Origin of the sequence: Acidovorax sp. CCYZU-2555, assembly GCF_018413525.1 — a bacterium.
Classification (GTDB): Bacteria; Pseudomonadota; Gammaproteobacteria; order Burkholderiales; family Burkholderiaceae_C; genus Comamonas.
In genome coordinates, this window is record NZ_JAHCDD010000008.1 from 19,570 (window position 1) to 46,243 (window position 26,674).

Annotated in this window: 26 protein-coding genes; 18 read left to right on the forward strand and 8 right to left on the reverse strand. The window is 65.2% G+C overall.

The window, feature by feature from the left end:
- Positions 1–13 precede the first annotated feature (13 nt).
- On the reverse strand, positions 14–745 hold the full coding sequence (locus tag KHY18_RS04265) for a response regulator transcription factor (RefSeq protein ID WP_213294682.1): 732 nt from the start codon (positions 743–745) through the stop codon (positions 14–16).
- Between the two features lie 237 nt (positions 746–982).
- Between KHY18_RS04265 and KHY18_RS04270 the strand changes: the two genes are divergently transcribed.
- The 5 genes from KHY18_RS04270 (at position 983) to KHY18_RS04290 (ending at position 5,455) form a co-directional block, all read left to right on the forward strand.
- Positions 983–3,070 (forward strand): ATP-binding protein, encoded by a 2,088-nt coding sequence (locus KHY18_RS04270; protein WP_213294684.1) that lies wholly within the window; start codon positions 983–985, stop codon positions 3,068–3,070.
- Between the two features lie 134 nt (positions 3,071–3,204).
- Positions 3,205–3,549 carry a hypothetical protein gene (locus KHY18_RS04275; RefSeq protein WP_213294686.1) on the forward strand — a complete coding sequence of 115 codons (345 nt, stop codon included), beginning with the start codon at positions 3,205–3,207 and terminating at the stop codon, positions 3,547–3,549.
- A 71-nt stretch (positions 3,550–3,620) separates the two neighbouring features.
- Positions 3,621–4,508, forward strand: coding sequence for a tetratricopeptide repeat protein (locus tag KHY18_RS04280; protein WP_213294687.1), 888 nt, complete (start codon positions 3,621–3,623; stop codon positions 4,506–4,508).
- A 48-nt stretch (positions 4,509–4,556) separates the two neighbouring features.
- A complete protein-coding gene (locus KHY18_RS04285) occupies positions 4,557–5,018 on the forward strand; it encodes a hypothetical protein (protein ID WP_213294689.1) in 462 nt (153 codons plus the stop codon).
- A gap of 8 nt (positions 5,019–5,026) precedes the next feature.
- Positions 5,027–5,455 carry a hypothetical protein gene (locus tag KHY18_RS04290; protein ID WP_213294691.1) on the forward strand — a complete coding sequence of 143 codons (429 nt, stop codon included), beginning with the start codon at positions 5,027–5,029 and terminating at the stop codon, positions 5,453–5,455.
- A gap of 206 nt (positions 5,456–5,661) precedes the next feature.
- Here the strand turns inward: KHY18_RS04290 and KHY18_RS04295 are convergent, their stop codons facing one another.
- Positions 5,662–6,357, reverse strand: a complete 696-nt coding sequence (locus tag KHY18_RS04295; RefSeq protein ID WP_213294693.1) for a FadR/GntR family transcriptional regulator — start codon at positions 6,355–6,357, stop codon at positions 5,662–5,664.
- Between the two features lie 185 nt (positions 6,358–6,542).
- Between KHY18_RS04295 and KHY18_RS04300 the strand changes: the two genes are divergently transcribed.
- The 9 genes from KHY18_RS04300 to eda are packed head-to-tail and all read left to right on the forward strand — an operon-like array spanning position 6,543 to position 14,824.
- On the forward strand, positions 6,543–7,226 hold the full coding sequence (locus tag KHY18_RS04300) for an amino acid ABC transporter permease (protein ID WP_213294695.1): 684 nt from the start codon (positions 6,543–6,545) through the stop codon (positions 7,224–7,226).
- A 13-nt stretch (positions 7,227–7,239) separates the two neighbouring features.
- Complete coding sequence (locus KHY18_RS04305; protein ID WP_213294699.1) at positions 7,240–7,890, forward strand: amino acid ABC transporter permease; 651 nt, start codon at positions 7,240–7,242, stop codon at positions 7,888–7,890.
- Positions 7,874–8,602, forward strand: coding sequence for an amino acid ABC transporter ATP-binding protein (locus tag KHY18_RS04310; RefSeq protein WP_213294702.1), 729 nt, complete (start codon positions 7,874–7,876; stop codon positions 8,600–8,602). Before KHY18_RS04305 ends, KHY18_RS04310 begins: the two co-directional genes overlap by 17 nt.
- A gap of 36 nt (positions 8,603–8,638) precedes the next feature.
- Positions 8,639–9,406 (forward strand): transporter substrate-binding domain-containing protein, encoded by a 768-nt coding sequence (locus KHY18_RS04315; protein WP_213294705.1) that lies wholly within the window; start codon positions 8,639–8,641, stop codon positions 9,404–9,406.
- Positions 9,407–9,466: 60 nt separating this feature from the next.
- Positions 9,467–10,477: a zinc-binding alcohol dehydrogenase family protein gene (locus tag KHY18_RS04320; RefSeq protein ID WP_213294708.1), complete on the forward strand. Its 1,011-nt coding sequence runs from the start codon at positions 9,467–9,469 to the stop codon at positions 10,475–10,477.
- Between the two features lie 5 nt (positions 10,478–10,482).
- Positions 10,483–11,628: a mannitol dehydrogenase family protein gene (locus tag KHY18_RS04325; protein WP_213294711.1), complete on the forward strand. Its 1,146-nt coding sequence runs from the start codon at positions 10,483–10,485 to the stop codon at positions 11,626–11,628.
- Positions 11,629–11,657: 29 nt separating this feature from the next.
- A complete protein-coding gene (locus KHY18_RS04330) occupies positions 11,658–13,196 on the forward strand; it encodes a UxaA family hydrolase (protein ID WP_213294714.1) in 1,539 nt (512 codons plus the stop codon).
- An 8-nt stretch (positions 13,197–13,204) separates the two neighbouring features.
- Positions 13,205–14,155 (forward strand): sugar kinase, encoded by a 951-nt coding sequence (locus tag KHY18_RS04335; protein WP_283771283.1) that lies wholly within the window; start codon positions 13,205–13,207, stop codon positions 14,153–14,155.
- 6 nt (positions 14,156–14,161) lie between these two features.
- Positions 14,162–14,824 carry a bifunctional 4-hydroxy-2-oxoglutarate aldolase/2-dehydro-3-deoxy-phosphogluconate aldolase gene (gene eda, locus KHY18_RS04340; RefSeq protein ID WP_213294820.1) on the forward strand — a complete coding sequence of 221 codons (663 nt, stop codon included), beginning with the start codon at positions 14,162–14,164 and terminating at the stop codon, positions 14,822–14,824.
- A 42-nt stretch (positions 14,825–14,866) separates the two neighbouring features.
- Here eda and KHY18_RS04345 read toward each other — a convergent pair whose 3' ends face one another.
- The 3 genes from KHY18_RS04345 to KHY18_RS04355 all read right to left on the reverse strand — a co-directional run bounded on the left by KHY18_RS04345 (position 14,867) and on the right by KHY18_RS04355 (position 17,812).
- On the reverse strand, positions 14,867–15,847 hold the full coding sequence (locus tag KHY18_RS04345) for a tripartite tricarboxylate transporter substrate binding protein (protein WP_213294719.1): 981 nt from the start codon (positions 15,845–15,847) through the stop codon (positions 14,867–14,869).
- A gap of 30 nt (positions 15,848–15,877) precedes the next feature.
- Positions 15,878–16,537, reverse strand: coding sequence for a flavin reductase family protein (locus KHY18_RS04350; RefSeq protein WP_213294721.1), 660 nt, complete (start codon positions 16,535–16,537; stop codon positions 15,878–15,880).
- A 366-nt stretch (positions 16,538–16,903) separates the two neighbouring features.
- On the reverse strand, positions 16,904–17,812 hold the full coding sequence (locus KHY18_RS04355; RefSeq protein ID WP_213294722.1) for a LysR family transcriptional regulator: 909 nt from the start codon (positions 17,810–17,812) through the stop codon (positions 16,904–16,906).
- A 148-nt stretch (positions 17,813–17,960) separates the two neighbouring features.
- On the opposite strand from KHY18_RS04355, the gene KHY18_RS04360 reads away from it, so the two are divergent.
- Both KHY18_RS04360 and KHY18_RS04365 read left to right on the forward strand, forming a co-directional pair.
- The gene (locus tag KHY18_RS04360; protein ID WP_213294821.1) at positions 17,961–18,944 is read left to right on the forward strand and encodes a DUF1852 domain-containing protein; all 984 of its coding nucleotides are present in this window, start codon (positions 17,961–17,963) and stop codon (positions 18,942–18,944) included.
- 90 nt (positions 18,945–19,034) lie between these two features.
- Positions 19,035–20,060: a methionine synthase gene (locus tag KHY18_RS04365; protein ID WP_213294724.1), complete on the forward strand. Its 1,026-nt coding sequence runs from the start codon at positions 19,035–19,037 to the stop codon at positions 20,058–20,060.
- 26 nt (positions 20,061–20,086) lie between these two features.
- On the opposite strand, the gene KHY18_RS04370 is transcribed toward KHY18_RS04365, so the two are convergent.
- Together KHY18_RS04370 and KHY18_RS04375 are read right to left on the reverse strand one after the other, a co-directional pair.
- Entirely contained in the window at positions 20,087–21,502 is a 1,416-nt protein-coding gene (locus KHY18_RS04370; RefSeq protein ID WP_349630247.1) for an ATP-binding protein, read from the reverse strand.
- Positions 21,499–22,266: a response regulator gene (locus tag KHY18_RS04375; RefSeq protein ID WP_213294726.1), complete on the reverse strand. Its 768-nt coding sequence runs from the start codon at positions 22,264–22,266 to the stop codon at positions 21,499–21,501. Before KHY18_RS04375 ends, KHY18_RS04370 begins: the two co-directional genes overlap by 4 nt.
- Positions 22,267–22,368: 102 nt before the next feature.
- Between KHY18_RS04375 and KHY18_RS04380 the strand changes: the two genes are divergently transcribed.
- Positions 22,369–24,354: a TonB-dependent receptor domain-containing protein gene (locus KHY18_RS04380; protein WP_213294728.1), complete on the forward strand. Its 1,986-nt coding sequence runs from the start codon at positions 22,369–22,371 to the stop codon at positions 24,352–24,354.
- A 355-nt stretch (positions 24,355–24,709) separates the two neighbouring features.
- Here the strand turns inward: KHY18_RS04380 and KHY18_RS04385 are convergent, their stop codons facing one another.
- Positions 24,710–25,177, reverse strand: a complete 468-nt coding sequence (locus KHY18_RS04385; RefSeq protein WP_213294731.1) for a nuclear transport factor 2 family protein — start codon at positions 25,175–25,177, stop codon at positions 24,710–24,712.
- 86 nt (positions 25,178–25,263) lie between these two features.
- Between KHY18_RS04385 and KHY18_RS04390 the strand changes: the two genes are divergently transcribed.
- Complete coding sequence (locus KHY18_RS04390) at positions 25,264–25,833, forward strand: TetR/AcrR family transcriptional regulator (RefSeq protein ID WP_249728907.1); 570 nt, start codon at positions 25,264–25,266, stop codon at positions 25,831–25,833.
- The last annotated feature ends 841 nt before the right edge of the window (positions 25,834–26,674 follow it).

Genomic DNA, 26,674 nt, shown 5'->3' on the forward strand with positions numbered 1-26,674 from the left:
CTTGCATAGCGCTTCAGAACAGCGTCTCGACATCGCTGGCCAGCCGATAGCCCGCGCCGCGTTCGGTGACGATCAGCACCGGCTTGGCCTGATCGGGCTCGATCTTCAGGCGCAGTCGCCGGATCTGCACGTCCACGGTGCGGTCATAGACCTCGGCCTCGTGCAGGCGCGACATCGACAGCAGCTGATCGCGGGTGAGCACCCGCTGGGGGGCGCGGCACAGCGCATTCAACAGGCTGAATTCGCCATTGGACAATTCCACCGAGCTGCCATCCGGCGCCAGCAAGCGCCGGGTGCGCAAATTCAGCTCCCAACCCGAAAAACGGAACGCGCGGCGCGTGTTGTCGCGCTCGGGCAGCGTGGCCTGCACCTGGTAGCGGCGCAGCACGGCGCGCAGGCGCGCCAGCAGCTCGCGCGGGCTGAAGGGCTTGGTGACATAGTCGTCGGCGCCCAGCTCCAGACCCATCACGCGGTCGGCCTCCTCGTTGCGCCCGGTGAGCAGCACGATAGGCACGGTTGCGCGTTCGCGCAGCTGGCGCGCCAGGTTCATGCCGTCTTCGCCCGGCAGCTTCAAGTCGAGCAGCACCAGGTCGATGGCCTCGCGGTCGAAGACCTCGAACATTTCCTTGCCCGAACTGCCGACACTGACCCGCATATCGTTCTTGCCAAGGTATTCGACCACCAGTTCGCGGATGTCGGGGTCGTCGTCGATGACGAGAATATGCGGGTCAATACGGGTGTTCATGGATCTCGTCGCTGTAGAAAGGCACAAGTACGCAGCGTTGGTTGTACAGCCTTCAGGGCTGATGCGCATGGTAGCGCAAGGCCGCAGCGGTTCAGGCCGCCAGGCCAACGAAAGCACGCTGCATGTCATGATGCGTGCCTGCCCGGTGGGCATGCCCGGCATGGAGTGCGCTTCATCCGGGGGATGCCGCCAGATTCCCTTGATCCCTTCTTGCACGGCCTGAGCCGCCCACAGCGCATGGAACCCGAAATCGAAGCCAGTTCACGCAGTCTGCGCCGCCCCTGGTGGATTGCGCTCGGCTTGTGGCTGGCACTGGCGGCGGTCACCTCCATAGGCCTGTGGCATCTGCGGCGCGACGCCGTGCAAAGCCAGTCCCGCGAGCTGGGCCTGCTGTCGCTGACGCTCACCGACGGCATAGAACGCGGACTGAGCGGCGCCGATGAGGGCCTGCACGCCTTGCGCGCCGAGTTGCTCGAAGGCCGCCGCGGGCTGGCGATGGCCGGCCCCGGCGGCGACGCGCGCCAGGCACTGCGCACGCGCGCGGCCTTGATGCCCCTGGTGGATACCTTGTGGCTGCTCGACGATTCCGGGCGGACCATTGCGGCGTCGGACCAGACGCCGGCCCCCGATTTGTCGGTATTCCACCCCTCGCCCGGCACGCTGGCCGAGGGGGCCGCCGCGCTGAGCCGGCCCTTCGACGGCCCTGGCGACAAAGGCCCGCTGATCGCGATGGCAGTCCGGTTTCCGGGCACGGCCTATGCGCCCAGCGGCTGGATTCTGGCCGGCATGCAGGCCAGCGCACTGCTGGGGGCGTTCAGCTCGGCCATACCCTCCACGGCCACCAGCGCCTGGGTGGTGCGCGGCGATGGCGTTCGGCTGACGGGCGTGAATGCCCAGGAGCCCACGCTGGATGCCTCCACCTTGGCGCGGCATCTGGCCAGGCGCCCGGAGCTGGAGCTGCGCCGGTTTGAGGACGGCAGCGACAAGCTCGTGGCCTTGCACACCGTGTCCCGCTACGACGTCAAGGTGCTCATCTCGCGCGATCTGGAGTCGGTTCTGGCCTCGTGGCGCCAGGCGGCGACGGTGTCCGGCGCCGCGCTGGCGCTGCTGGTGCTCGTCATGGCCGCGGCCGTCCATTGGGTGCAGTTGGCCGACCGGCGCCGCGCCGAGGCGCAGCGCGCGCTGCAGGCGCAGATTTCCCGCGCCGCCAAACTGGAGTCGCTGGGCACGCTGGCCGGCAGCGTGGCGCACGACTTCAACAATCTGCTGGCCGGCATCGTCGGTTTCGGCGAAATGGCCCAGGATGCGGCACCCGCGGGCAGCGACCAGGCGCGCCACATCGACAAGATTTTGCAGATCGCCTTGCGCGGCAAGTCCCTGGTCGGGCGCATCCTGACCTTCAGTCACGCCGGGGCCAAGGCTTCGGCGGTGTTCGAGCTGGAACCCGTGGTCGAGGAAGTGCTGAGCGTGCTGTCGGCTTCGCTGCGCGGCGGCATTGTGCTGGAGCGCGTGCTGCAAGCCCCAGGCGCTTGCCTGCGCGGCGATGCGACCCAGGCCTTTGAAGCGGTGATGAACCTGTGCACGAATGCCATGCAGGCCATGCCCCAAGGCGGAATGCTCAGCGTGCAGCTGGACCGTCTGCAGGTTGCCGAGCCGCGCGTGCTGTCGCACACCCAGCTGCCGCCCGGCAACTACCTGCGCCTGGTCGTCACCGACCAGGGCAAGGGCATCACGCCCGATGTGATGGAGCGCTTGTTCGAGCCGTTTTTCACCACCCGCGCGGCGCAATCAGGAACCGGCCTGGGCCTGGCGGTGGTGTTTGGCGTGGTCGCCGAGCTGGGCGGTGCCATCGACGTGCAAAGCAGGCCGGGGCAAGGCGCGCAGTTCACGCTGTACCTGCCGGAGTCCAGCGAGGGCGTGGACATCCCGACACCAGGCGCGCTGCAGGTCCACCCCGGCGCCGGACAGCGGCTGCTGGTGGTGGATGACGAACCCGAACTGGTGGCGCTGACGAGTGAATTGCTCACGGGTCTGGGTTACACGCCCGAGGGCTACACAGACCCGGGCGCGGCCTTGCAGGCACTGAACGACGATCCGCAGCGTTTCGCGGCGGTGATCACCGACGAGGTGATGCCGGGACTGACAGGCACCCAGCTGACGCAGGCCCTGCGCCAGCGCGCACCGCATATCCCGGTACTGCTGGTCAGCGGCTATGGCGGCGCGCTGCTGGCTCAGCGTGCCGGCGCCGTCGGCGTGACCCGGCTGCTGGCCAAGCCGCTGCAGCGCAACGACCTGGCGCGCGCGCTGGCCGAAGTGCTGCGCTGATGGCGACGGCGGCCTGTGCGCCGCCATTTTTCGCCAATGTTGCAAATGTCATGTGGCAAGCAGTTCATGTCATTTGCAGGGGACTGTAGGCGCCCATAGTGAACTCCATACACCGCACTTCAAGGAGTTCCACCATGTTCAGCAACACTTCCACTACCCGGTTTGTCGGTGCTCTGGCCGCTGCAAGCAGCTACGTCCCCGCTGTGTCCGCTACCGCCGCCGAGCCCGTTTCGGCCTACGCCGTGGCCGAGCTTCAGAAGGCACGTGTCGAAATCTACTGCGGCCACAACAACCAAGCCGTGGCCGGCATCCGCGCCGTGCGCCGCCAGCTGCACGCTTCGTCGATTGCGAGCTCGTCGCCGATTTTCGCCACATTGGATGAAGCTTCCTGGCTGACCCGCCACGACCAGTATCTGCTGGCCGAGCACGCGCTCGAAAAGGCCTTGGATCAGCTCGCCATGGGAACCGCATTGAATTGAGCCCAGCGACATCGCCAGGCGGCGGTGTCGCGGCGGCCCAGCCGCCGCATTGCCTCACTCAAGGAATTTTCATGAAACGCTTTCTGGTGGCGGCGTCCTTCGCCGCGCTCACGTGCTCGGCCTTCGCCTTGCCAACCATAGGCGAAGTGCAGACAGAAATAGGCAAAGGCCATTACGCCCGTGCCGAGGAAATGACGCGCGAAGTGGTCGCGGCCAAGCCCGACAGCGCCAGGGCGCGCTATGTGCATGCCGAGATCCTGGCGCACAACCAGCGCTTTGCGCTGGCCGCCGAAGAGGCCGCCCAGGCCCGAAAGCTCGATCCGAAGCTGTCGTTCACCGATCCGGAAAAATTCAAGACGTTCACGCAGTTGCTGGCCCGACAGCAGTCTGCAGGAACTGCCTCACCCGCCGGCATCACATACAAGCCCTCGCAGTTCGCCGAGACCGCGCCTGTAAGCCATGGGAGCGGCATGCCCGCTTGGGCTTGGGGAGGCGTCGTTGGCTTGCTGGCAATGTTGGCATGGCGGGCCTTGGGCACCAGACAGCCGGCGCGCACGCAATGGCCGCAGGCCATGCCGGCAGCGGCGGGGCCGCTGCCCACAGGCACGCCCGGCGGTATGGGCGCAACCGGCTTCAGCAGCTATGCACCTGCTGCCTCGCCCATGCCCGCGCCTGCGCCTGCGGCTGGCAACGGACTGTGGGGCACAGGCATGGCGGTTGCCGGCGGCGTCGCGGCCGGCATGCTCGCGGAAAAGCTGTTCGAAGGACACCGCGAGAGCGCCACACCCTCCGCATTCGCGCCCGCCAACCGCGCGCCTGAATCCTCCAGCGTCGACGACCGGTGGGCTCGCAATACAGCGGCAGACGAGTTGGAACAGCGCTCCATTGACATGGGCAAGGGAGATGACTGGGGTGGCGATGGCAGCGCTGGGGAGACGTCCAGCGACGACGGCTGGTGAGCCACCGCCCGCCAAGCGCCTTGCCTTCTTCAACGCAAAGGAGTCAACATGCATGAAGATGACCAAGTCAGCAGGGGCGGCGCTATCCCCGGCGCCGACGAGCTGAGCGCCTCCGCGCTGGACGTCCAGATCCCGGAACTGCTCGCCCAGGTGTACGAGGCGGCTCCCACGGTGGAACGTTGCCACCTGCTGGAACCGCTGCTGCAGCCCCTGGGCCTGCTGTCCCTGGCCGCGGTCGCGGGTGGCGTGTTCACCAATATCCGCTTGCGCTGCGGCTGGCATCAGCTCGATGTCCGGCCCGACGACATCCAGAACGTGCATGCGGTGGACGTGGTGGCGCTGGTCGATTACGCCCAGCAGGTGAGCGTGGAAGCCGTGGATGGGCTCGCACAGCTGCTTCTCTCGACGCCGCTGCTTTCGGCATCGGCCACGGCCGCCTTGCTGGTGGCCATGCTGCTGCGGCGCGCACGCTCGCGCCAGTCTGCCAATGCCGGCGCGCAAGAAATCTGAAGTCGATCATGCTGCAAACCCCCTTCACGCGCCGCATGCTGCATGCCGGCCCCAAGCCTGTGCGTGCCTGCGCTGGCGCATACGCACAAGCTTTGGTCGCGGCTGACGGGCAGGCCTGCCCCGCCGATTCGACCATGGCCAGGCTGCACATTCATGCGACGCAAGCAACCGCTGATGAACGCGGAACGCTGTCGCTGGTGCTGCGCCGCCTCAGCCCCTGGACCATGGACGCCACGCAGCCCGCACTCAGCGGCTTGCGCATTACCGACCTGGACGGCCGCAATTATTTCAGCGCCGATGAACTGCCGCCCGTCATAGCCCTGTCGCTGCCCGCAGGGATCTACCACGTCACCGTAAGCCATGGCACTCAGCAGCGGCGTTACACCGTGGCGCTGGACCAGGGGGTTGCCGTCCATCTGCAGTTGCGCGGAGACTAAAACTTGGGCGCCATCGACGCAGCCGTATCCCGCCCAAAAATTTCAGTTCACAGGGACAAGTGCTCGCAACCACCCGCCAGCGAATTCACGAGGCATGCTGACGGCCTGACCAGATGATGACTGTGGTCAGGCCAATTAACCGTTTGAAAAAATTGGCCTGACAATTTCCAGCCACTTCATCGCACGACGGGCCTGACCAAACGCCTTCAAGGCGTGACCCAGCGCTCCGCCGCCGCGCGTATGTGGGAGCGTATCGCCGCCTCCGCCGCCAGAGGATCGCGCGCCTGCAAGCAGCGCAGGATCTGCTCATGCTCGGCCAGCGCGGCACTCCACACCGGCTCGCCCTCCAGCAAGATGCGCATGTGGCTGGCCAGCGGTTCGCGGCGCATGTCGAACAGCGTGCCGACCAGGCCGACCATCACCGAATTACCGGTCATCTCGGCGATGCGCACGTGGAATTCCCGGTCGTGATCGAGCACGTCGCGGCCGGTGGCGATATCGGCGCGCATGCCGTCCAGGCTGTCCTGCAAGCGCGCCAGGCCTTGCGGCGTGGCATGCATGCAGGCTTGCACGATCACCGCGCCCTCGAAGGCGGCTCGCGCATGCATCACCTCGACAGGGCTCTCGCCCATGGAGGCCGGCAGCCGGTTGCGCCACGTGTCGCGCTGGCACACATATACCCCCGATCCCATGCGGATCTCCACCTGGCCCTCGATTTCCAGCGCGATCAGCGCTTCGCGCAGCGAAGGCCGCGACACCCCCAGTTGTTGCGCCAGTTCGCGCTCGGGGGTCAGACGCTGCCCCTCCTTGAAGTGACCCTGCTGTATCAGCACGCGCACCTTGTCGGCAATCAATTGGTAGAGGCGCCGCGAGGGGTCGGTCGGCTTGAAAGTGTCGTCCATCCGGGATGAAGAGTGAGTTGGGGTTCAGTAGAAGCAGGCAATAGCCTGCAATGTCGAGTATCGGTCTTACCAGTTTGCGGTCACTCAGGGTAAATACGGTAAGGCCAAATTCTCTCATGGGTTAAATTGGCCTTACCAGATTCCTAAAACAGACAAGCGGTTGCGACCGAGCACGGATCCCCACCTTGAAATACGACTTCGACTTCAGCGCCCCGCTGGCCTATTGGCCAGACCTGCTGGCCGGCGCCTGGACCACACTGGCCCTGTCCCTCTCCTCCACCTTCTTCGGTTTCTTGCTGGGCGTCTTCTGCGCGCTGGCCAGCACCGGGCGCAGCCTGTGGCTGGCGCGGGTGGCCACCGTCTACATCGAGGTGATACGCAACACGCCGCTGCTGGTGCAGGTCTTCATCGTGTATTTCGGGCTGTCCTCGCTGGGCCTGCAGGTCGGCGCGTTCACCGCCGCCACGGTGGCCCTGGTCGTCAACGTCGGCGCTTATACCAGCGAGATCGTGCGCGCCGGGGTGGAGTCCATTCCCAAGGCCCAGCTCGAAGCGGCCGAGACCCTGGGGCTGAGCCGCTGGCAGACGCTGCGCCACGTGGTGCTGCCACCCGCGATCGAGCGCGTGTTCCCGGCGCTCACCAGCCAGTACGTGCTGCTGATGCTGGCTTCCTCCATCTGCTCGCAGATTTCGGCCGAAGAGCTGACGGCCGTGGCCAACCGCGTGCAGTCGGACACCTTCCGCTCGGTGGAAACCTATGTGCTGGTGGCCGGCGCCTATCTGCTGATGTCGCTGGTCATGCGTGCGGTGTTCTGGCTGGTGGCCATGGTGGCCTTCCCCCGCCTGCGCCGCCTCGGCACACCTCTTTGAACGGAGCAGCACCATGGGTTTCCTGAATGCCGCACACATGCAATTTCTGTTCGACGGCCTGCTGTGGACTGTCGGGCTGTCGCTTATCGCCTTTGCCGGCGGCGGCACCCTGGGCTTTCTGGTGGCGCTGGGCTCGTCGTACGGGCCGCGCTGGTCGCGCCTGCTGGTTTCGCTCTACGTCAAGCTGATCCAGGGCACGCCGCTGCTGGTGCTGCTGCCGCTGGTGTATTTCGGCCTGCCTTCGCTGGGCCTGAACATCGCCCCGCTGGCCGCCGCCGGCATCGCGCTGTCGGTCTATGTGTCGGCCTATCTGGGCGAGATCTGGCGCGGCTGCCTGGCCTCGGTGCCGCGCACCCAGGCCGAAGCCGCCGAATGCCTGGCCCTGCGCTGGCACCAGCGCGTGCTGCACGTGCTGCTGCCGCAGGCCATCAAGATCGCCACCCCGCCCACCGTGGGCTTCATGGTGCAGATCGTGAAGAACACCTCGCTGGCCTCGGCCATCGGTTTCGTGGAGCTGGCCCGCGCGGGACAGATCATCAACAACTCCACTTTCGAGCCCTTCATCATTTTCATGATCGTCGCGGCCCTGTATTTCGCCTTGTGTTATCCGCTGTCGGTGCTGAGCCGTCGCCTGGAGAGGAGCTTCCATGTCGCAAATCGTTGAGATCAAGAACATCTCTAAATGCTTCGGCAGCACGCGTGTGCTGGAAGACGTTTCCTTCACCGTCAACAAGGGCTCGGTCGTGGCCATCATCGGCCAGAGCGGCTCGGGCAAGAGCACCGCGTTGCGCTGCATAGACCGGCTCGAAACCGTGGACCAGGGCCATATCCGCGTCTGCGGCCACGAGGTCACCGCGCCCGGCCTGGACCTGCACCAGTTGCGCCGCGACGTGGGCATCGTCTTCCAGAGCTACAACCTGTTCCCCCACCTCACGGTGGAGGAAAACATCATGCTGGCGCCGCGCCTGGTGCAAAAGGTCAAGAAGACCGAAGCACGCGAACGCGCCCTGAAGGTGCTGACCCAGGTGGGCTTGGCCGAGAAGGCCAACAACTATCCGTCGCAGCTCTCGGGCGGCCAGCAGCAGCGCGTGGCCATTGCGCGCTCGCTGGCGATGCAGCCGCAGCTGATGCTGTTCGACGAAGTCACCTCCGCGCTCGACCCCCAGCTCACCGGCGAAGTGCTGCGCGTGATGGAGAAACTGGCCGCCGACGGCATGACCATGATCCTGGTCACCCACGAGATGGCCTTTGCGCGCAAGGTCGCCGACGAGGTGGTCTTCATGCACAAGGGCCGCGTCTGGGAGCACGGCCCGGCCTCCATCCTCGACAACCCGGCCACCACCGAGCTGCGCGACTTCGTCGGCAACGGCCTCTGATTTTCCCGCACCCCGTTCCACAACAAGGAGACAACTATGAAAAAGACGACACTTCGCTTCGCCACCGTGGCAGCCGCAGCCGTCATGCTGCTGGGGACGGGCGCTGCCCGCGCCGACCTGCTCAAGGACATCCGCGAGGCCAAGAAGATCCGCATCGCGCTGGACACGGGATCGCCGCCCTACGGCTTCGTCAACGACGCGATGAAGCCCATTGGCTCCGACGTGGAGACCGCCCAGATGCTGGCCCAGGACCTGGGCGTGGCGCTGGAGATCGTGCAGACCACCAGCCCCAACCGCATCCCCTTCCTGCAGACCGGCAAGGCCGACATCGTGGTGGCCTCGCTGTCGGTGACGCCCGAGCGCGAGAAGGTGATCGACTTCTCCACCCCCTACGCCCAGATCCTGGCCGTGGTGGCCGGCCCCAAGGGCGTGAACATCAGCGGCTTTGACGACCTCAAGGGCAAGCGCGTGGCGACCACGCGCGGCTCGAACAACGACAAGGTGGTGACGACCGGCGCCAAGGATGCACAGATCGTGCGCTTCGACGACGACGCCACCCTGGTCACGGCCGCCGTGAGCGGCCAGGCCGACATCATCGCCACCTCGCCGGCCATCGTCAGCACCGTGCTGCAGAAGGCGCCGCAAAAGGACATGGTCACCAAATTCACCATGTCCACCGTGCCCCTGGGAATCGGCCTGCGCAAGAACGAGCCTGAGCTGAAAGCCTGGATCAACGACTGGGTCACCAAGAACACGGCCAACGGCAAGCTGGTCGCCATCTACAAGAAATACCACGGCTCCTGAAGCGAGCCTGCTTCTCCCCGCCGGCCCGCCGGCACAACCCCCAAGCCCCCTGGAACCACCATGCTGACCGTAATCTGTGAAACCCCCGGCACCCTGCGCGCCGAGCAACGTGAACGCCCCCTTCGCGGCGAAGGCGAAGTGCTGCTGCGCGTCAAGCGCGTGGGGGTGTGCGGCACCGACTTGCACATCTTCACCGGCAACCAGCCCTTCCTGCAGTACCCGCGCGTGATGGGCCACGAGCTGTCGGGCGTGATCGAGGAGGCGCTGCCGGGCGGCCGGCTGCAGGTCGGCGATGTCTGCTACGTCATGCCCTACCTGTCGTGCGGCACCTGTGTCGCCTGCCGCCAGGGCAAGACCAACTGCTGCGTCAACATCCAGGTGCTGGGCGTGCACCGCGACGGGGCCTTCACCGAATACCTGTCCCTGCCCGAAGCCTTCGTGCACCGCGCCGAGGGCGTGTCGCTGGACCAGGCCGCGATGGTCGAGTTCCTGGCCATTGGCGCCCACGGCGTGCGACGTGCCGACGTCAAGCCCGGCCAGCGCGTGCTGGTGGTCGGCGCCGGGCCCATAGGCATGGCCGCGATGATCTTCGCCCGCGCCCGCGGCGGCATCGTCACCGCCATCGACGGCCGCCAGGACCGCGTCGATTTCTGCCAGCGCGAGCTGGGCGTGACCCACGCCGTCACCCTGGGCGAAGGCGACAGCGAAAAACTCTCCGCCGTGACCGATGGTGAATTCTTCGACGTGGTGTTCGACGCCACGGGCAACGCCAAGGCGATCGAGCGCGGCTTCGGCTTCGTCGCCCACGGCGGCACCTATGTGCTGATCTCGGTGGTGCGCGACACCATCAGCTTCTCCGACCCCGAATTCCACAAGCGCGAGACCACGCTGCTGGGCAGCCGCAACGCCACCACGGAAGATTTCGAGACCGTGATCGCCGCCATGCGCGACGGCCTGGTGCCCACCGCCGCGCTCAACACCCACCGCATGGCGCTGGCCGATGTGCCCACCGACTTCGCGCAACTGCTCGACCCGGCGCGCGGCGTGGTCAAGGCCATCGTCGAGGTCTGAAGAACATGGCGCAGGCGATCCTCCAATTCGGCACCAGCCGCTTTCTGCAGGCCCATGTGGACCTGTTCGTGCACGAAGCCCTGGCCGGCCTCGCCGGTGCGGGCGACGCGCTGGGCGGCATCACGGTGGTGCAGACCACGGACCGCGCCGACGGCGCAGCGCGCATCGCCGCGCTGGCCGCGGGCGGCGGCTACCCGGTGCGCATCCGTGGCCTGGCGGGCGGCGAACGCATAGACCGCAGCGTCATGTGCACCGCTGTGCGCGAAGCCTGGCAGGCCGGCGCCCAGTGGCCCGCGCTGCGCGCCGCGGTGGCGGGCGAGGTGCAAGTCATCGTCTCCAACACCGCCGACAAGGGCTATGTGCTCGACGAACGCGACGGCCCGGCCGCATTGGCCACGGGCAGCGCCGCGCCGCACAGCTTCCCGGCCAAACTGCTGGTGCTGCTGCACGGCCGCTGGAACGCCATCCCGCAGGCGCCGCTGACGCTGCTGCCTTGCGAGCTGATCGAACGCAATGGCGAAGTGCTGCGCGATGTGGTCGTGGGCCTGGCGCGCGACTGGCAGGCGCCACAGGAATTCATGGACTGGCTCGCACAGCATTGCGTGTGGGCCAACTCGCTGGTCGACCGCATCGTGTCCGAGGCCATAGCGCCCGTGGGCGCGGTGGCCGAGCCCTACGCGGTGTGGGTGATAGAGCGGCAGCCGCGGCTGCTGCTGCCCTGCACCCACCCCTGCATCGTGTTGACCGACGACCTGGACTTCTACGAGCGCCTCAAGCTGTTCCTGCTGAACGCCGGTCACACCTGGCTGGCCGAACGCTGGCTAAGCCAAGGCCTGGCGCCCGGCCTGACGGTGCGCGAAGCCATGGCCGACGCAGGCCTGCGCGCGGGCCTCGAAGCGCTGTGGGCCGACGAGATCCTGCCGGTGTTCGACACCCTGGGCCCAGCCGCGCGCGCGCAGGCCGAGGCCTATCTGGTGGATGTGCGCGAGCGCTTCTCCAACCCCTTCCTGGACCACCGCATCGCCGACATCGCGCAAAACCATGCGCAAAAGAAGCAGCGCCGCCTGGGCCCCATCGTGGCGCTGGCGGCCGAACGCGCGCCGCAGCTGGCACAGCCCGGCCTGAAGGCGGCGCTGGCCTCTCCCCTCTGACTTGATTCGCCCCACCCTAAGCCCCGACGATGAAGCCCGAACAAACCTCCCCGCCCCAAGCCATTCAGTTGGCGGCGGCCGACAACGTCGCCGTGGCGCGCCAGGATCTGGCGCCTGGCAGCAGCGTGCTGGTGAACGGCCTGGCCGTGACCGTGTCCGAACCCATCGCCGCCGGCCACAAGCTGGCCCTGGCGCCCATCGCCCAGGGTGAACCGGTGCTCAAATACGGCCAGGGCATAGGCGTTGCCACGGCCGACATCGCCGCCGGCCAGCATGTGCACGTGCACAACGTGGGCATGGCCGAGTCCAGCCACGCGCATGCCGCGGGCGCGGGCTACCGCCCCACCGCGCCAGCCGCTGCGCCGCTGACCTTCGAGGGCTATGTGCGGGCCGACGGCCGCGTGGCCACGCGCAACTACCTGGGCGTGATCTCCAGCGTCAACTGCTCGGCTACGGTCTGCCGCCACATCGCCGACGCGTTCAAGGGCGAAGCCCTGGCCGCCTTCCCGCATGTCGACGGAGTGGTCGCCATCACCCATGGCAGCGGCTGCGGCATGGGCGGCAACGGCGAAGGGCTGGAGCTGCTGCAGCGCACGCTGCGCGGCTATGCCAACCATCCCAACTTCGCCGGCGTGCTGGTGATAGGCCTGGGCTGTGAAGTCAACCAGATCGCTCCGCTGGTCGAAACGCTGCAGGCGCGTGCGCCCGGCATGTTCGCCACCCTCACCATCCAGGACGAAGGCGGCACGCGTGAAACCATCGCCCAGGGCAAGCAGCTGATCGCCGAGATGCTGCAGCAAGCCAACCAGGCGCGGCGCGAGACCGTGCCTCTGCGCCATCTGGCCGTGGGCCTGCAGTGCGGCGGCTCGGACGGCTATTCCGGCATCACCGCCAACCCGGCACTGGGAGCGGCGGTGGACCTGCTGGTCCAGCATGGCGGCACGGCCATCCTGTCGGAGACCCCCGAAATCTACGGCGCCGAACATCTGCTGACCCACCGCGCGGCCACGCCCGCCGTGGCCGACAAGCTGCTCAAGCGCCTGTCGTGGTGGGAAGACTACGCGGCCCTGCACGGCGGCGATCTCAACAACAACCCCTCGCCCGGCAACAAGGCCGGCGGCATCACCACCATCCTGGAAAAGTCCCTGGGCGCGGTCGCCAAGGCCGGCAACAGCGGTCTGATGGAGGTGCTGGAATACGCCGAGCCGGTGCGTGCGCACGGACTGGTGTTCATGGACACGCCGGGCTACGACCCGGTATCGGCCACGGGCCAGGTGGCGGGCGGCGCCAACCTCATCTGCTTCACCACGGGCCGCGGCTCGACCTACGGCTGCAAGCCCACGCCTTCGCTCAAGCTGGCTACCAACACGCCCATGTTCGAGCGCATGCGGCTGGACATGGACTTCGACTGCGGCGGCATCGTCGAAGGCCGCCAGAGCATAGAAGAAGCCGGCGCGGCGCTGCTGCAGCTGATGATCGCCACGGCCTCGGGTCAGGCCAGCAAGAGCGAGGAAAACGGTCTGGGCGACAACGAATTTCTCCCCTGGCAGCTTGGAGCGGTGATGTGATGGCGCATTTGAACGACACACTTTTTGACGTACTCACCGTGGGCGAGCCCATGGCGCTGTTCATGGCGACCGAGCCCGGCGACTTGCACGCCGTGCATGACTTTCGCCGTGCGGCGGCCGGCGCCGAACTCAACGTCGCGACCGGTCTGGCCCGCCTGGGCCTGCGCACCGGCTACATCACCCGGCTGGGCGATGACTCCTTCGGCCGCTTTCTGGCGAACGAACTCGCCCGCGAAGGCATAGACCGCAGCCTGGTGCAAGTCGACGCCACGCGCCCCACCGGCTTCATGCTCAAGACCCGGGCCGCCGACGGCAGCGATCCGCAGATCGAGTACTTCCGCAAGGGCTCGGCGGCCAGCGCCCTGGGCCCGGACGACGCACCCGCAGGCGCCTTTCCCGCGCGCCACCTGCACCTGACCGGCATCACGCCCGCACTGTCGCCCAGCGCGCTGGAGCTGGTGGTGCATCTGGCGCGCCAGGCGCGTTCGGCCGGCGCCACCATCTCTTTCGACCCGAATCTGCGGCCAAGGCTGTGGCCCAGTCCCGAAGCCATGGCGCAAACCATCAACGCCCTGGCGGCGCTGGCCGACACGGTTTTGCCCGGCCTGTCCGAAGGCACGCAGCTCACGGGCCACACCACGCCCGAAGCCATCGCCGACTTCTATCTGGAACGCGGCGCAAGCCAGGTCGTGGTCAAGCTCGGTCCCCAGGGCGCGTTCTACAAAAGCAAGGACGGCCTGCACGGCATCGCCGATGGCATCCCTGTCGAACGCGTCGTCGACACCGTAGGCGCGGGCGACGGCTTTGCCGTCGGTGTGGTCAGCGCCCTGCTCGAAGGCCTCGATCTTGCGGCCGCCGCGGCCCGGGGCAATGCCATAGGCGCGCGCGTTGTGGGATTTCCCGGCGACTCCGACGGGCTGCCGACACGCGCACAACTGGGCCTGGCCACTACTTCCTGACTGATGATGAACACTTCTACCCAGCGGCTCAGCGCCGAGGACGTCATGCGTGACGCGCCCGTGATTCCCGTGATCGTGTTGCACGACGTGCAGCATGCCGTCCCCTTGGCCCGCGCCCTGGTCGCTGGCGGCATCCGCATGCTCGAAGTGACTTTGCGTACGCCCCAGGCGCTGGCCTGCATAGAAGCCATCGCCCAGCAAGTGCCTGAGGCCGTGGTCGGTGCCGGCACCGTGCGCAGTGCCGCCGACGCCATCGCGGCCAGCCGCGCCGGCGCACGCTTTGCGGTCAGTCCGGGATTCACGCCCGCCGTCGCTCGCCAATGCCGTGACCTCGATCTGCCGCTCTTGCCGGGCGTCGCCACCGGCAGCGAAATCATGCAGGCGCAGGAAGAAGGCTTCAAGGCGCTGAAATTTTTCCCGGCGCTTCAAGCGGGTGGCTTGTCCATGCTCAAAGCCTGGCAAGGACCGTTCGGCGATGTGATCTTTTGCCCCACGGGCGGCATTCACGCCGGCAACGCCCAGGAGTTCCTGGCACAGCCCAACGTCGCCTGTGTGGGCGGATCGTGGCTGGTGCCAGGGGATGCCATGGCGCGCGGCGATTGGAGCGCGATCACGTCATTGGCGCGCGCTGCGTGTGAACTGAAGCGGCCAGGATCGGTCGCAGCTTGAGACGGCCGCAAGGGTCACAACCCTTGCCCAAGTTTCACGCGGCTATTTCGCCAGCGACCCCATGGCGTCGAGCAGCCGCGTCATCTGGCGCTGGTCGTCCTGCACAAACGCGGTCGTGGCGGCGGGCGACATCACCAGCCGCTCGGAGCCCTGCGACAGCAGGAACTGCCGGAAGCTTTCGTCGGCCAGCGTGGCGTCCAGCGCCTGCGTCAGCTTCTGCAACACGGGCGCAGGGGTGGCGTGCGGCGCCGACAACGTATACCAGGTCGATGACTCGGCATTCGCGATGCCGGCTTGCGCCAGCGTCGGCACCTCGGGCAGCAGTTCCGAGCGCTGGCGCGAGGAATAGGCCAGCGCCTTGAGCTTGCCCTCTTTCACAAAGGGCAGCACCGCCGCCAGGTTGAGCATGGCCAGCTGCACCTGGCCGCCGAGAACATCCTTGAGCGCTGGGGCCGCGCCGGCATAGGGCACATGGGTGAGCTTGACGCCGGCCCGCTGCTGCAGCAGCACGCCGCCCAGATGGGTGGCGCCGCCAGTGCCGGCCGACGCGTAGTTGAGTGCTTCTGGCTGCTTTTTCGCCAGCGCGAGCAGTTCGGCCACGCTGTCCACCTTCAGCGCCGGGTTGCTCACTAGCACGTTGGGCTGGTTGGCGACCACGCCGATGAAGTCGAAGTCAGCCACGCCGTCGTAGGGAATTTTCTGCATCAGCGGCGTGACCACATGGCCGGCCGAAGTGCTGATCAGCAAGGTATAGCCATCGGGCTTGGCACGGGCCACGTAGCCGGTGCCTATGGTGGCGCCGCCGCCCGCCTTGTTTTCGACGATGACCGGCGTCTTCAGCCGGCTCTCCAGTTGGCGCGCAAGCGTGCGTGCGAGGTTGTCGGCAGGGCCGCCCGCGGCATAGGGATTGACCAAGGTGATGGCGCGCGCCGGCCAGGGGTCCTGGGCCGCGGCCAGGCCGCAAGCGGCAAGGGCGGCCAGCGCCAGCACGCTGCGGCGTAGGCAAAGTGAAGTGGCAAACATGTCTCTTTTTCTTTCTTGGAGTTGAACTGGTCAGTCCGCCGAGCCTTCGCCGCCAGGAGGCTTTTGCAGCATCGGGCGGTGAAAGACTTCTCCCAGGCCGCTGTAGAACGGACCGCCCAGCCGCGCCACGGGTCGCATCTTCTGGGCATCAACACGGTGGCCGTCATAGACCGCGTTCGACAGGTGAAACGCCACCACTTCACCGATGTAGAGGGTGTTCACGCCGCGCCCCAGCGTCACGGCCTGGTCGAGCCGGCATTCCATCTGCACCGGCGACGACGCAATGCGCGGTGCGCGCACATGGCGGCTGGGCAGCAGCGGCAGGCCCAGCGCCTGGGCCTCGCTGATGTCCGGCGGGTACTCCCAGGCGCTCTGGTGCATCTCTTCCATCGTTGCTTCGGTGGCCACGTTGACGACGAACTCGCGGCTGGCAAGGATGTTGCGCGCGGTGTCCTTGATGGCGCCGTCGCCGGCGCGCAGCGCAATGTTCACCGCCAGCATCGGCGGGCTGGTGGCGACGTAGTTGTAGGAGCTGAAGGGCGCCACGTTGACGCGCCCCGCGGCATCGACCGTGGTGATCCAGGCAATGGGCCGCGGCACCACGCAACCGACCAGCAGACGGTAGGCGGTTTCGGTGTCGAGCGCATCGTGCTCGACGCAGGTGAAGTCAGTGGGTTGTGGGCGGTTCATGGCGCCCGATCGGTCTGTTGCACGCTTGTCTCCTGGTGAATTCCTCGCCCTTGTGGACCGGGCGCTGCATTGCTGCATTGTGGAAGTCGCACCCGCGCGCAGCCATGCCCTCGCAGCGCAAAGCTGGTATGCAAAGACTGTGGGTCGCATGGAACCCGGCGTTGCGCGCCAGCGCCTTGCAAGTTTTCGGCTGGCGGCATGGTCCGCAGCCGCTGCCTGCCTATTCGGGCCTTGCGAGCGACCGGCCATGCGTTCATGGAGACCGGCAACAGCGACGCGCTGATCGCGTACAAGCTGCGCAAATAAGCGCCTAGCGCCGGCCTGGGTTGGGCGCTGCCCAGGCGGCGCAAGCGGTTGGCGTTTTGCTCAGCCGGCTGCTTGCGCCATGGCGGCGTTGCGCTGTCGGGCCAGCTCGATGAAAGCGCGCACATAGTCGATGGACGTATCCGCCTCGCGCGCTCCCAGGAAAATCTGTTTGGCGATGCCGTGCACGCCCAGGCGAACCGGCACCACGTCCATCTTGGCCGCGTATTCCTCGACCAGCCAGCGCGGCAGCGCGGCCACGCCGCGGCCGCTGGCCACCATCTGCAGCATGATGTCGGTGGTTTCAATGGCTTTGTGGCGTCTGGGCGTGACGCCGGCCGGCAGCAGGAACTGGTTGTAGATGTCCAGACGCTCGATGTCCACGGGGTAGCTGATGAGCACTTCCTTGGTCAACTGCTGCGGCTCCACATAGGCCGCGCCAGCCAAGGCATGGCCCTTGGCCACGACCAGCACCTGCTCGTAGTCGAACACGGGCTCGAACTTCAGCCCGGGTTTGAACAGCGGGTCGGGCGTGACCAGCAGGTCGATCTCGTAGCCGAAGAGCGCGCCCAATCCGCCGAACTGGAACTTCTGCTTGACGTCCACATCCACGTCGGGCCATGCAGCCAGATAGGGTGAAACCACTTTGAGCAGCCACTGGTAGCAAGGGTGGCATTCCATGCCTATGCGCAGTGCGCCGCGCTCGCCCTGTGCGAACTGGCCCAGGCGCTCCTCGGCCAGGTCCAGTTGCGGCAGCACGCGGTTGGCGACCGCCAGCAGGTACTGGCCGGCCTGCGTCAGGCGCAGGCTGCGCCCTTCGCGCAGCCAGACGTCGCAGCCCAGTTGCTGCTCCAGCTTCTTCATGCTGTGGCTCAGCGCCGACTGGGTCAGGTTCAGCACGCCCGCGGCGGCCGTCAGCGAGCCTTGTTTTTCGACCTGCTGAACGATGGAAAGGTGGATGCGCTCAAGCATTCAGATGAGCCTTATTCATGGATTTATGAAATAAGACCATTTTACTTCATTGATCTTCCTGCCTACCATCGGCGCACTGGCCTGGAAAGTGATCTTGGTCTGCAACAAGCACCGTCCTTTCTCGCAAAAACAAGCCCACCCGATCGCAATGAACCAAGAACTCAGCTTCAATATCAAGCGCATCTGTTTCGATGAGAACTATCAGCCATCGGACAGCACGCGCATCACCACCAACTTTGCCAATCTGGCACGGGGAACGAGCAGACAACAGAATCTGCGCAACACGCTGCGCATGATTGACAATCGTTTCAATGACCTGGCGCATTGGGACAATCCGACGGGAGATCGCTACGCCGTCGAACTCGAGATCATCTCGGTCGAGATGGGCATTGAAGCCGCGGGCAGCAGCAATGCATTTCCGTTGATCGAGATACTCAAAACCGGCATTCTCGACAAGAAAGCGAACAAGCGCATAGCCGGCATCGCGGGAAACAACTTCTCTTCCTATGTGCGCGACTACGATTTCAGTGTGCTGCTGCCCGAATACAACGCCAATCGAGCGGAATTCAGCACGCCAGCCGATTTCGGCGACTTGCACGGCAAGCTGTTCCAGCAATTTGCCAACTCGAGCGCTTACAAGCAGTGCTTCGACAAGCCGCCCGTGATCTGCATCAGCGCCTCGACCAGCAAGACCTATCAGCGCAGCGGGAACCAGCACCCTGTATTGGGCGTCGAGTACCAACAGAACGAGCTGTCTTCGACCGACCGATACTTCGCAAAAATGGGCCTGCAGGTTCGATTTTTCCTGCCGCCGAATGGCGTCGCACCCTTGGCTTTCTACTTTCAAGGCGACCTGCTGGCCGACTATTCGAATCTCGAGCTCATAGCCACCATCAGCACCATGGAAACCTTCCAGCGGATTTATCGCCCTGAAATCTACAACGCCAATTCGGTGGCCGGGAAACTCTATCAACCGAGCCTGAAGAACCAGGATTACTCGTTGACGCAGATTGTCTATGACCGCGAAGAACGCGGCCAGCTGGCAATCAAGCAGGGCCAATTTGCGCAGGAGCATTTCATCAAGCCGTACAAGAACGTGCTGGAAAAATGGGCGGCGAATTTCGCGTTCTGATCCGCCAAACATTCTCTTCCATTCGAATAGCACGGCATCGCGCAGCCTGCCGTCATATTCCCCAAAACATGTCTTCAAAGGAATTCTCAGATGTTTGAAACCTCCATCGCCGGCAGCCTGCCCAAGCCCGAATGGCTCGCTGAAACCAACAAGCTCTGGCCTCAATGGAAGGCTGAGGGCGATGCGCTGCGCCAGGCCAAGACCGACGCGACCCTGCTGTGGATCAAGGCCCAGGAAGACGCAGGCCTGGACATCGTCTGCGACGGCGAGCAATCGCGCCAGCATTTCGTGCATGGCTTCCTCGAGCAGGTCGAGGGCATAGACTTCGAGCACAAGGTGAAGATGGGCATACGCGACAACCGCTACGACGCCATGGTTCCGCAGGTGGTGTCGGCCCTGCGCCTGAAAGGCCGCGTGCATGCCTTCGAAGCCCAACTGGCGCGCGCGCACACCAGAAAGAAGCTGAAGTTCACGCTGCCCGGCCCCATGACCATCGTCGACACCGTCGCAGACCGCTTCTACGGCGACAAGATCAAGATGGCGTTCGCCTTTGCCGAGTTGCTCAATCAGGAAGCGCTCGCGCTGCAAGCGGACGGCGTGGACATCATCCAGTTCGACGAGCCCGCCTTCAATGTCTACATGAAGGACGCCGCCGACTGGGGCGTTAAGGCGCTGGAGCGCGCGGCCCAGGGCCTGACCTGCACGACGGCGGTGCACATCTGCTACGGCTACGGCATCAAGGCCAATACCGACTGGAAGAGCACTTTGGGCGACGAATGGCGCCAGTATGAAACGGTGTTCCCCGCGCTGGCCCGCAGCCGCATCGACCAGGTGAGCCTGGAATGCATCAACTCCCATGTGCCGCCCGACCTGATGCAGCTGCTGGCCGGCAAGGACGTGCTGGTCGGCGTCATCGATGTCGCCAGCGACGTGGTCGAGACGCCCGAGCAGGTGGCCGACACCATAGGCCGGGCACTGCAGTTCGTGCCGAAAGAGCGGCTGTTCCCTTGCACCAACTGCGGCCTGGCGCCCATGGGACGGGACGTGGCTTGGCGCAAGCTCAAGGCGCTGGCCGAAGGCACGAAGCTCGCAAAGGAGCGATTGGCCGCGGCGTGACGCCCAGCCAGCCGCAGCGCCGCGTGCTACAACGGCAAGCGCAAACTTGCGCGCAATCCCGTGGGCGCGCGCGGCGTCAACACCACATCGCCGCCATGTGCATGCGCACAGGTGCGCGCGATCGCCAGGCCCAGCCCCAGGCCGGCGCTGCGCTCCTGGTTGCGCGCTGGATCGGCGCGAAAGAAAGGCGCGAACACTTTCTCCAGCAGCGCCGGGTCTATGCCCGGCCCCTCGTCCTCGACATGGATGCACAGCATGGGCTCGGGGCCCTGGGTTTCCATGGCGATGGCCACGCGCGCCTGGCCGCCATGGCGCACCGCGTTGTCTACGAGATTGGACAGCGCGCGTTTGAGCGAGACCGGACGCCCGCGGAACACGGCCATCACCGCGTCTGCGGGCAGGGGCACCAGCTGCACGGGGCAGGGGCTCGTCAGCCGATACGGCCTGGCGACAGACTCCAGCAGCGCCCAAGGATCGACCACTTCGGTAGGCTCCTCGGCCGCATCGTCGCGCGCGAAATTGAGCGTTTCTTCGACCATGGTGCGCATGTCCGTCAGGGTCTCGATCATGTCTTCGCGCAGTTGGGGGTCGTCGACCAGGGCGGCTTGCAGGCGCAGTGACGTGATGGGAGTGCGAAAGTCATGCCCTATGGCGGCGAGCATGCGCGTCCGGTCCTGCACGAAGCGCAGCAGCTGGTGCTGCATGCGGTTGAACGCCGCCGTCAGCTCCCGGGCTTCGCGCGGACCGACGACCGGCAGGTTCTCCACCCGCTCCCCGCGCCCCAGGTGGCCCGTGGCATGTACCAAGGCCTTGACCGGCCGCAGGATGCGGCGCACGAACAGATAGCCGATCAGCAGCACGGGAAGGATGCTCACCGGAAGCGAAAAGCGCAGCATCTGCCACCATTCGTAGCCGCCCGAGGGCAGCTGCCAGCTGTTGAGCCAGCGCCCGTCGGGTAGCGCAATGGAAATGCGCATTTGCAGCGCCGACCATTGGCGCAAGGCCAGCAGCTGGTCGCGCGCGGGACCGCCGTCGATGCGTTCGAGTTGCACCCAGACGGCCGTGGTCGACGCCAGGCCCAGCCGTTCGCGCAGCAGAGCGGCCATGGCCAGCTCCTCGGCCTGCATCGCGTGCGGCGCCACTTCGGCCTGGTCAGACACCCACACGCGCTGGCCGTTGGCATGCATCGCGCGCAGTCCCGCCGACGGCTGTGCCGGGTCGCCATGCAGCACCAGGGCCTGGGCCACCGCATGGCGCTCGAGCACCTGCTGCTGCGAAATGGGGTGCACCAAGGCCCCCACCTGTTGCAGAAACAAAATGGCAATGCCGTGCGTGGCCAGCGCCCCAACCAGCAGCAGCAGGCCCAGCTGGTGCGCCATGCTGCTGGGCCAGTGCAGCCACGCCGGGCGCAGGCGCCAGCGCGCTTTCAGCGGCACCCTCACGGCAGGGCGACGCTGTCGACGGCCAGCATGTAGCCATCGCCCCAGGCCGTGCGCAGCAAATGGGGCTCGCGCGGGTCATCTTCGAGCTTGCCACGCAGGCGGCTGACCTGGCGGTCTATGGTGCGTTCGAACCCGGCACGCGCCACGGCACCGCATTGCTCCTGAAGCTCCAGGCGACTGACGACACAGCGCGCCTGGCGCACAAACACGCCCAGCAGCCGCAGCTCGGTCGCGCTCAAGGTGACGACATGGCCATCGGCATGCGTCAGCCGGGCGAGGTCTTCGTCCAGCGTCCAGGGGCCGAAAGCGTGGCGCGTGGGCGCGCGCGCCACGGCTTCATCCGCGACCGCTGCGGGGCGCTGGACGGCGGCGGTGCGCCGCAGCACCGCGCGGATGCGGGCCAGCAGCTCGTCCGGCTCGAAGGGCTTCACCAGATAGTCGTCGGCCCCGCGCTGCAGACCCGCAATGCGGTCCTGCACTTCGCTGCGTGCGGTCAAAAGAATCACCGCCGGCCCGTTCTGGGCACACAGTTCGCCGCACAGCGCGAAGCCGTCGCCATCGGGCAGCATGGCATCGAGCACCACCAGGTCGATGGGAGCGTGGCGCAGGATGGTCCACATCGCCGCCGCGGTGTCGGCCACACGCACATCAAAGCCCGCGCGGCGCAGCAGCACGGCCAGCGGTTCGCGGATCTTGCGGTGGTCATCGACGACCAGGATGCGCTGGGCCGCGGCAGGTAAATCGGTCGGAGGGAGGCGGCTCATGCGGTTGTCACAACTTGTCCAAACCGCAGTATCTCATTACGTACGATTCTCATTCCCTTTCGCAATTACTGCCAATCCTGACCGCTGTCAGGTGGCTCCGCCATGTCCACCCTTTTCAAACCCACTGCCCTATCCTTTCGCGCGACCGCCGCGGCCACCGCGCTGCTGGCCTTGCAAGCCAGCCCTGGCGCCTTTGCGCAACAAACCACAAGCCACTCCGCCGATGCCGCCACGCTGGGCGACGTGGTGGTGACGGCTTCGGGCTTCGAGCAACAGCTCAAGGACGCGCCGGCCTCCATCACCATCGTGACCGGCGAGGAACTGCGCCAGCGGTCATTTCGCGACCTGACCGATGCCCTCAAGGATGTGGAAGGCGTGGCCGTCACCGGCACGGCCAACGAGAGCGAGATTTCCATCCGCGGCATGCCCGGCGACTACACCTTGATCCTGGTCGACGGCAAGCGCCAGTCGACGCGCGATGCGCGTGTCAATGGCAGCGCCGGCATGGAGCAAAGCTTCATTCCTCCGGCCCAAGCCATCGAACGCATCGAGGTGGTGCGCGGACCCATGTCTTCGCTCTACGGCTCCGACGCCATCGGCGGCGTAATCAACATCATCACGCGCAAGGTGCCGACAAAATGGGGCGGCGGCCTGAGCACCGACTACACGGCGCAGCAGCACGGCGAATACGGCAACGGCAACCAGACCCAGTTCTCGCTGGGCGGCCCCGTGAAGGACGGCTTGCTGGGCCTGCAGATGTGGGGTCGGCTGCTGAACCGGCAGGCCGACGACGACCTGACCAACGGCGGCTATGCCAAGGCCCGGCATACCGACGTCACGGCGCGTCTGTCGCTGACGCCGAACAGCAGCAACGACATCATCCTGCAAGCCGGCAGCGCCCGACTGCACAACGGTGTAGGCGTGAGCGCGAACTGGGCGACGCGCGAACAGGACAACGACCGCGACCACGCCTCGCTGACGCACAAGGGCCGCTGGGGCTGGTCGGCGTCGGAAGTCTCGCTGGCCTGGGAACAGGCGTCGCGCTCGGGCGTCAGCGACGGCACGGCCGCGCAAAACGAGTTCTCCGACCGCCGCCCCGAAGTCACCAACACCGTGTTCGACGCCAAGCTGACCATGCCCTGGCGCAAACACCTGATCACGACCGGCGTGCAGTGGAACGACACCGCGCTCAAGGACTGGAACCCCGGCCTCAACGACCGCGTGACCTACACCTTCGGCACCGTGCAAAAAGCCGTCTTCGTCGAAGACGAATGGTCGCTGACCGACAGCCTGGCGCTGACCAGCGGCGTGCGGCTGGACCACCACGACAAGTACGGCGCCCATGTGAACCCGCGCCTGTATGCGGTCTGGCATGCCAACCAGGAATGGACCATCAAGGGCGGCGTGTCGCGCGGCTTCAAGACGCCCGAGCTGCGCGCGGTGATTCCCGACTATGGCTACCTGCGCCGCAACCGCTTCGTGATGCTGGGCAATCCCGACCTCAAGCCCGAAAGCAGCATCAACTACGAACTGTCCACTCTCTGGACCAACAACCGCAATCTGTCTGGCGGCGTGACCGTGTTCTACAACGACTTCAAGGACAAGCTGTCGTCCGTCACCACCACGGACACCTGGAACGGCTACATCGTCATGGACCGCATCAACATCGACCAGGCGACCATCGCCGGCGTCGAGCTGAACGGCAAATGGGACGTGACGCGCGCCCTCCAGCTCAAGGGCAACCTCACCTACACCGACTCCCAGCAAAAAAGCGGCGCCAACATCGGCGCACCGCTGGCACTCACGCCCAAGCACATGGCCAACCTGCGCGCCACCTGGAAGGCGAGCTCCGCGCTGACCGCCTGGAGCGGCATCAACTACTACGGCAAGGAATACGGCAGCACGCTGACCGGCGTGCCTTCGCCCGGCTACACCACGGCCGACATCGGCGCGGCCTACCGCTGGAGCCCGGACCTCACATTGAACGCCGCGGTCTACAACCTGTCCGACAAGCGTCTTGACAGCGCAACCTACGGCAAAACCAACTATGGCCGCCGTCTGTGGGTCAGCGCCAGCCTGCAGTTCTGAGCGCGGGCTGTGGCGGATGGGATTGGGTGCATGGCCCTCACTTGGCGCAGCGCGCAAGTTGTCTGGTCATACGCTCAGTCCCATGCCTGTGCGGGAGATAGGCGCTGGACCGTGTCGGGGGATTCGAAGGGCCGGTCCTGCCACACGCCGCTGAAACCGCTTCGCGCCCATCTCGTCGCCAATGGCGGTTTAGTGAGGCCTCTGTCTGGCAGAAGCAGTCATTGAAAAGTATCTGCTACTGTCGAGCGTGGGCCATACGAAAGCAGGCTCATCAGATGGCGCCGTCTCGGTGAATCGTGTGCGATGCACGACTCTGGCAAGCACGGCACACGCGGTGAACCCTCCGTGCTGTACCTCACAGACCGAGGTCAGACAGTCCAGGATGGTCATCGGGTCGGCGACCCAGCGGCCAGTGGAACTTCCGCTCCGATTCTTTGATGGGCATGTCATTGATACATGCATAGCGACGCCGCATCAGTCCATCGGCCTCGAATTCCCAGTTCTCGTTCCCATACGAGCGGAACCAATTTCCCGCGTCATCGTGCCACTCATACGCGTAACGAACTGCGATCCGATTGCCTTCATGCAGCCACAGCTCTTTGATGAGGCGGTAGTCAAGCTCCTTGTTCCACTTCCTCTCAAGGAAGGCTTGAGCCTCAGCCCGGCTATTGGCGAACTCCGCTCGGTTGCGCCACTTCGTGTCAGGTGTATATGCCAACGCGACCTTGGCCGCATCGCGCGTGTTCCAGCCGTCCTCCGCCAAACGGACTTTTTGTTTGGCAGTTTCGAGTGTGAATGGTGGCAGGGGCGGGCGAGTTTCCATGATATGACCTCACTAAAGACATGTAGAACGATTTGTCTACAAGCGCAATGCTAGCTACGGTAGAACGATCTGTCTACAATATCCCCATGAAAATGGTAGAAACGCATCTTGGCTCGCTGCCTCCGCGGGAACGCATCCTGGTCGCCGCGCACGCTCTCTTCTATAGAGAAGGCATCAGGGCGACGGGTGTTGACAAAATCATTGACCAGTCGTCAGTGAGCAAAGTCACGTTCTACCGCCAATACGCAAGCAAAGATGCGTTAATTCGGGCGTACCTCGATTACAGGCACGAGAAGTGGATTTCTTGGTTCCAGACCAGCTTGATGGAAGCCACAAGCGACGGTTTGCCTGCGGCGGATGCTCTCGTTGCCACTATGAGAGCGTGGTTCAGTAGCCCTGACTTTCGGGGGTGTGCTTTTCTCAATGCCGCTGCTGAGCTGGGCTCGACAGAGCCCGAAATACTGGAAGTCGTACGTCGACACAAGCAAGAAATGTCATCTGTGTTGGACAACCTATTTGTTGTCGATGCTATATCTGCGGGACGGACGCTATCGCTGGTTATAGACGGCGCCATCGTCCATGCCCAAATGGGCCAAGCAGTTGACGACGTGATGGAGAATTTCAGAGTCGCTATTGAAGGGATTCTGCGAAAATAAGCTAGTCGTGCGCGAAGTTCAGTCCTGCCTGTACGCGACTTGAACCTGCTAGCGTGTAGGGGGCAGGTGACCGCAATGCCCGCGCCCTTGTCAGCTGAACTACAAAGCATAGGTAAACGACCGCTGCTACCGTGAATTCGCGCGAAGCTCCCACAGCAGGCATTTGATTGGGAAGGCAAAGAGGCCAGGGGCTGCTTTCAGCTGCTTCAATGGAATGGCGCTCACGGCCAGAACCAGCCACTCGTCTGCAGCTTTGAAATCGGCCAAAATCAAACAATCGTCAACGGAGGAAAAATGAATCGGTCCTTAGCTCGCATTCATCTTGGCTTGGTCATCTTCTATGGGCTTATCGCGGCATTCATCTGCACCGTGTATTTGACTGACGAAAAATCGGATACCACGGGTACTCTGATTCTTCTTACTATGTTCGGAGTTCTCCCCGCTTTGCATTTTTTAGCTTTGCAGGGTGTTCGTACTGGTCAGCCATGGGGGCGCTGGCTCTCTCGCACCCTTGGTTTCTTCCTGCTCTTCGCTGTGCCTATAGGCACCATTCTTGGGACCTTCGTTCTTATGCGAACAGGGCGCAAGGATTGGGAGCATGCGCCGTAATCATGGTCAACCATTTCCGCATGGGTTCTTAACCTGCGCAATCCGGTCAGGTTCAGCCCTTGAATGTATTCACGCAGGCGACGGCTTTGGGTCGATAGTGTGACATCAGTCTGCACAGAAGAGGTCAGCGGCAAAGTGCTGATGCTGTCGCGAAGGGTCTACGGCCTCTGCACCCCGCACCTCTGTCTTTTACGCCGCCCAAGTTCACCAGTCCCGACGAGCGCTTGCCGGT

What these genes read in the sequence shown, in the direction of transcription:
- KHY18_RS04265 (WP_213294682.1), bottom strand. Translation starts at nt 745, where the DNA reads ATGAACACCCGTATTGACCCGCATATTCTCGTCATCGACGACGACCCC.
- KHY18_RS04270 (WP_213294684.1), top strand. Translation starts at nt 983, where the DNA reads ATGGAACCCGAAATCGAAGCCAGTTCACGCAGTCTGCGCCGCCCCTGG.
- KHY18_RS04275 (WP_213294686.1), top strand. Translation starts at nt 3,205, where the DNA reads ATGTTCAGCAACACTTCCACTACCCGGTTTGTCGGTGCTCTGGCCGCT.
- KHY18_RS04280 (WP_213294687.1), top strand. Translation starts at nt 3,621, where the DNA reads ATGAAACGCTTTCTGGTGGCGGCGTCCTTCGCCGCGCTCACGTGCTCG.
- KHY18_RS04285 (WP_213294689.1), top strand. Translation starts at nt 4,557, where the DNA reads ATGCATGAAGATGACCAAGTCAGCAGGGGCGGCGCTATCCCCGGCGCC.
- KHY18_RS04290 (WP_213294691.1), top strand. Translation starts at nt 5,027, where the DNA reads ATGCTGCAAACCCCCTTCACGCGCCGCATGCTGCATGCCGGCCCCAAG.
- KHY18_RS04295 (WP_213294693.1), bottom strand. Translation starts at nt 6,357, where the DNA reads ATGGACGACACTTTCAAGCCGACCGACCCCTCGCGGCGCCTCTACCAA.
- KHY18_RS04305 (WP_213294699.1), top strand. Translation starts at nt 7,240, where the DNA reads ATGGGTTTCCTGAATGCCGCACACATGCAATTTCTGTTCGACGGCCTG.
- KHY18_RS04310 (WP_213294702.1), top strand. Translation starts at nt 7,874, where the DNA reads ATGTCGCAAATCGTTGAGATCAAGAACATCTCTAAATGCTTCGGCAGC.
- KHY18_RS04315 (WP_213294705.1), top strand. Translation starts at nt 8,639, where the DNA reads ATGAAAAAGACGACACTTCGCTTCGCCACCGTGGCAGCCGCAGCCGTC.
- KHY18_RS04320 (WP_213294708.1), top strand. Translation starts at nt 9,467, where the DNA reads ATGCTGACCGTAATCTGTGAAACCCCCGGCACCCTGCGCGCCGAGCAA.
- KHY18_RS04325 (WP_213294711.1), top strand. Translation starts at nt 10,483, where the DNA reads ATGGCGCAGGCGATCCTCCAATTCGGCACCAGCCGCTTTCTGCAGGCC.
- KHY18_RS04330 (WP_213294714.1), top strand. Translation starts at nt 11,658, where the DNA reads ATGAAGCCCGAACAAACCTCCCCGCCCCAAGCCATTCAGTTGGCGGCG.
- eda (WP_213294820.1), top strand. Translation starts at nt 14,162, where the DNA reads ATGAACACTTCTACCCAGCGGCTCAGCGCCGAGGACGTCATGCGTGAC.
- KHY18_RS04345 (WP_213294719.1), bottom strand. Translation starts at nt 15,847, where the DNA reads ATGTTTGCCACTTCACTTTGCCTACGCCGCAGCGTGCTGGCGCTGGCC.
- KHY18_RS04350 (WP_213294721.1), bottom strand. Translation starts at nt 16,537, where the DNA reads ATGAACCGCCCACAACCCACTGACTTCACCTGCGTCGAGCACGATGCG.
- KHY18_RS04355 (WP_213294722.1), bottom strand. Translation starts at nt 17,812, where the DNA reads ATGCTTGAGCGCATCCACCTTTCCATCGTTCAGCAGGTCGAAAAACAA.
- KHY18_RS04360 (WP_213294821.1), top strand. Translation starts at nt 17,961, where the DNA reads ATGAACCAAGAACTCAGCTTCAATATCAAGCGCATCTGTTTCGATGAG.
- KHY18_RS04365 (WP_213294724.1), top strand. Translation starts at nt 19,035, where the DNA reads ATGTTTGAAACCTCCATCGCCGGCAGCCTGCCCAAGCCCGAATGGCTC.
- KHY18_RS04375 (WP_213294726.1), bottom strand. Translation starts at nt 22,266, where the DNA reads ATGAGCCGCCTCCCTCCGACCGATTTACCTGCCGCGGCCCAGCGCATC.
- KHY18_RS04380 (WP_213294728.1), top strand. Translation starts at nt 22,369, where the DNA reads ATGTCCACCCTTTTCAAACCCACTGCCCTATCCTTTCGCGCGACCGCC.
- KHY18_RS04385 (WP_213294731.1), bottom strand. Translation starts at nt 25,177, where the DNA reads ATGGAAACTCGCCCGCCCCTGCCACCATTCACACTCGAAACTGCCAAA.
- KHY18_RS04390 (WP_249728907.1), top strand. Translation starts at nt 25,264, where the DNA reads ATGAAAATGGTAGAAACGCATCTTGGCTCGCTGCCTCCGCGGGAACGC.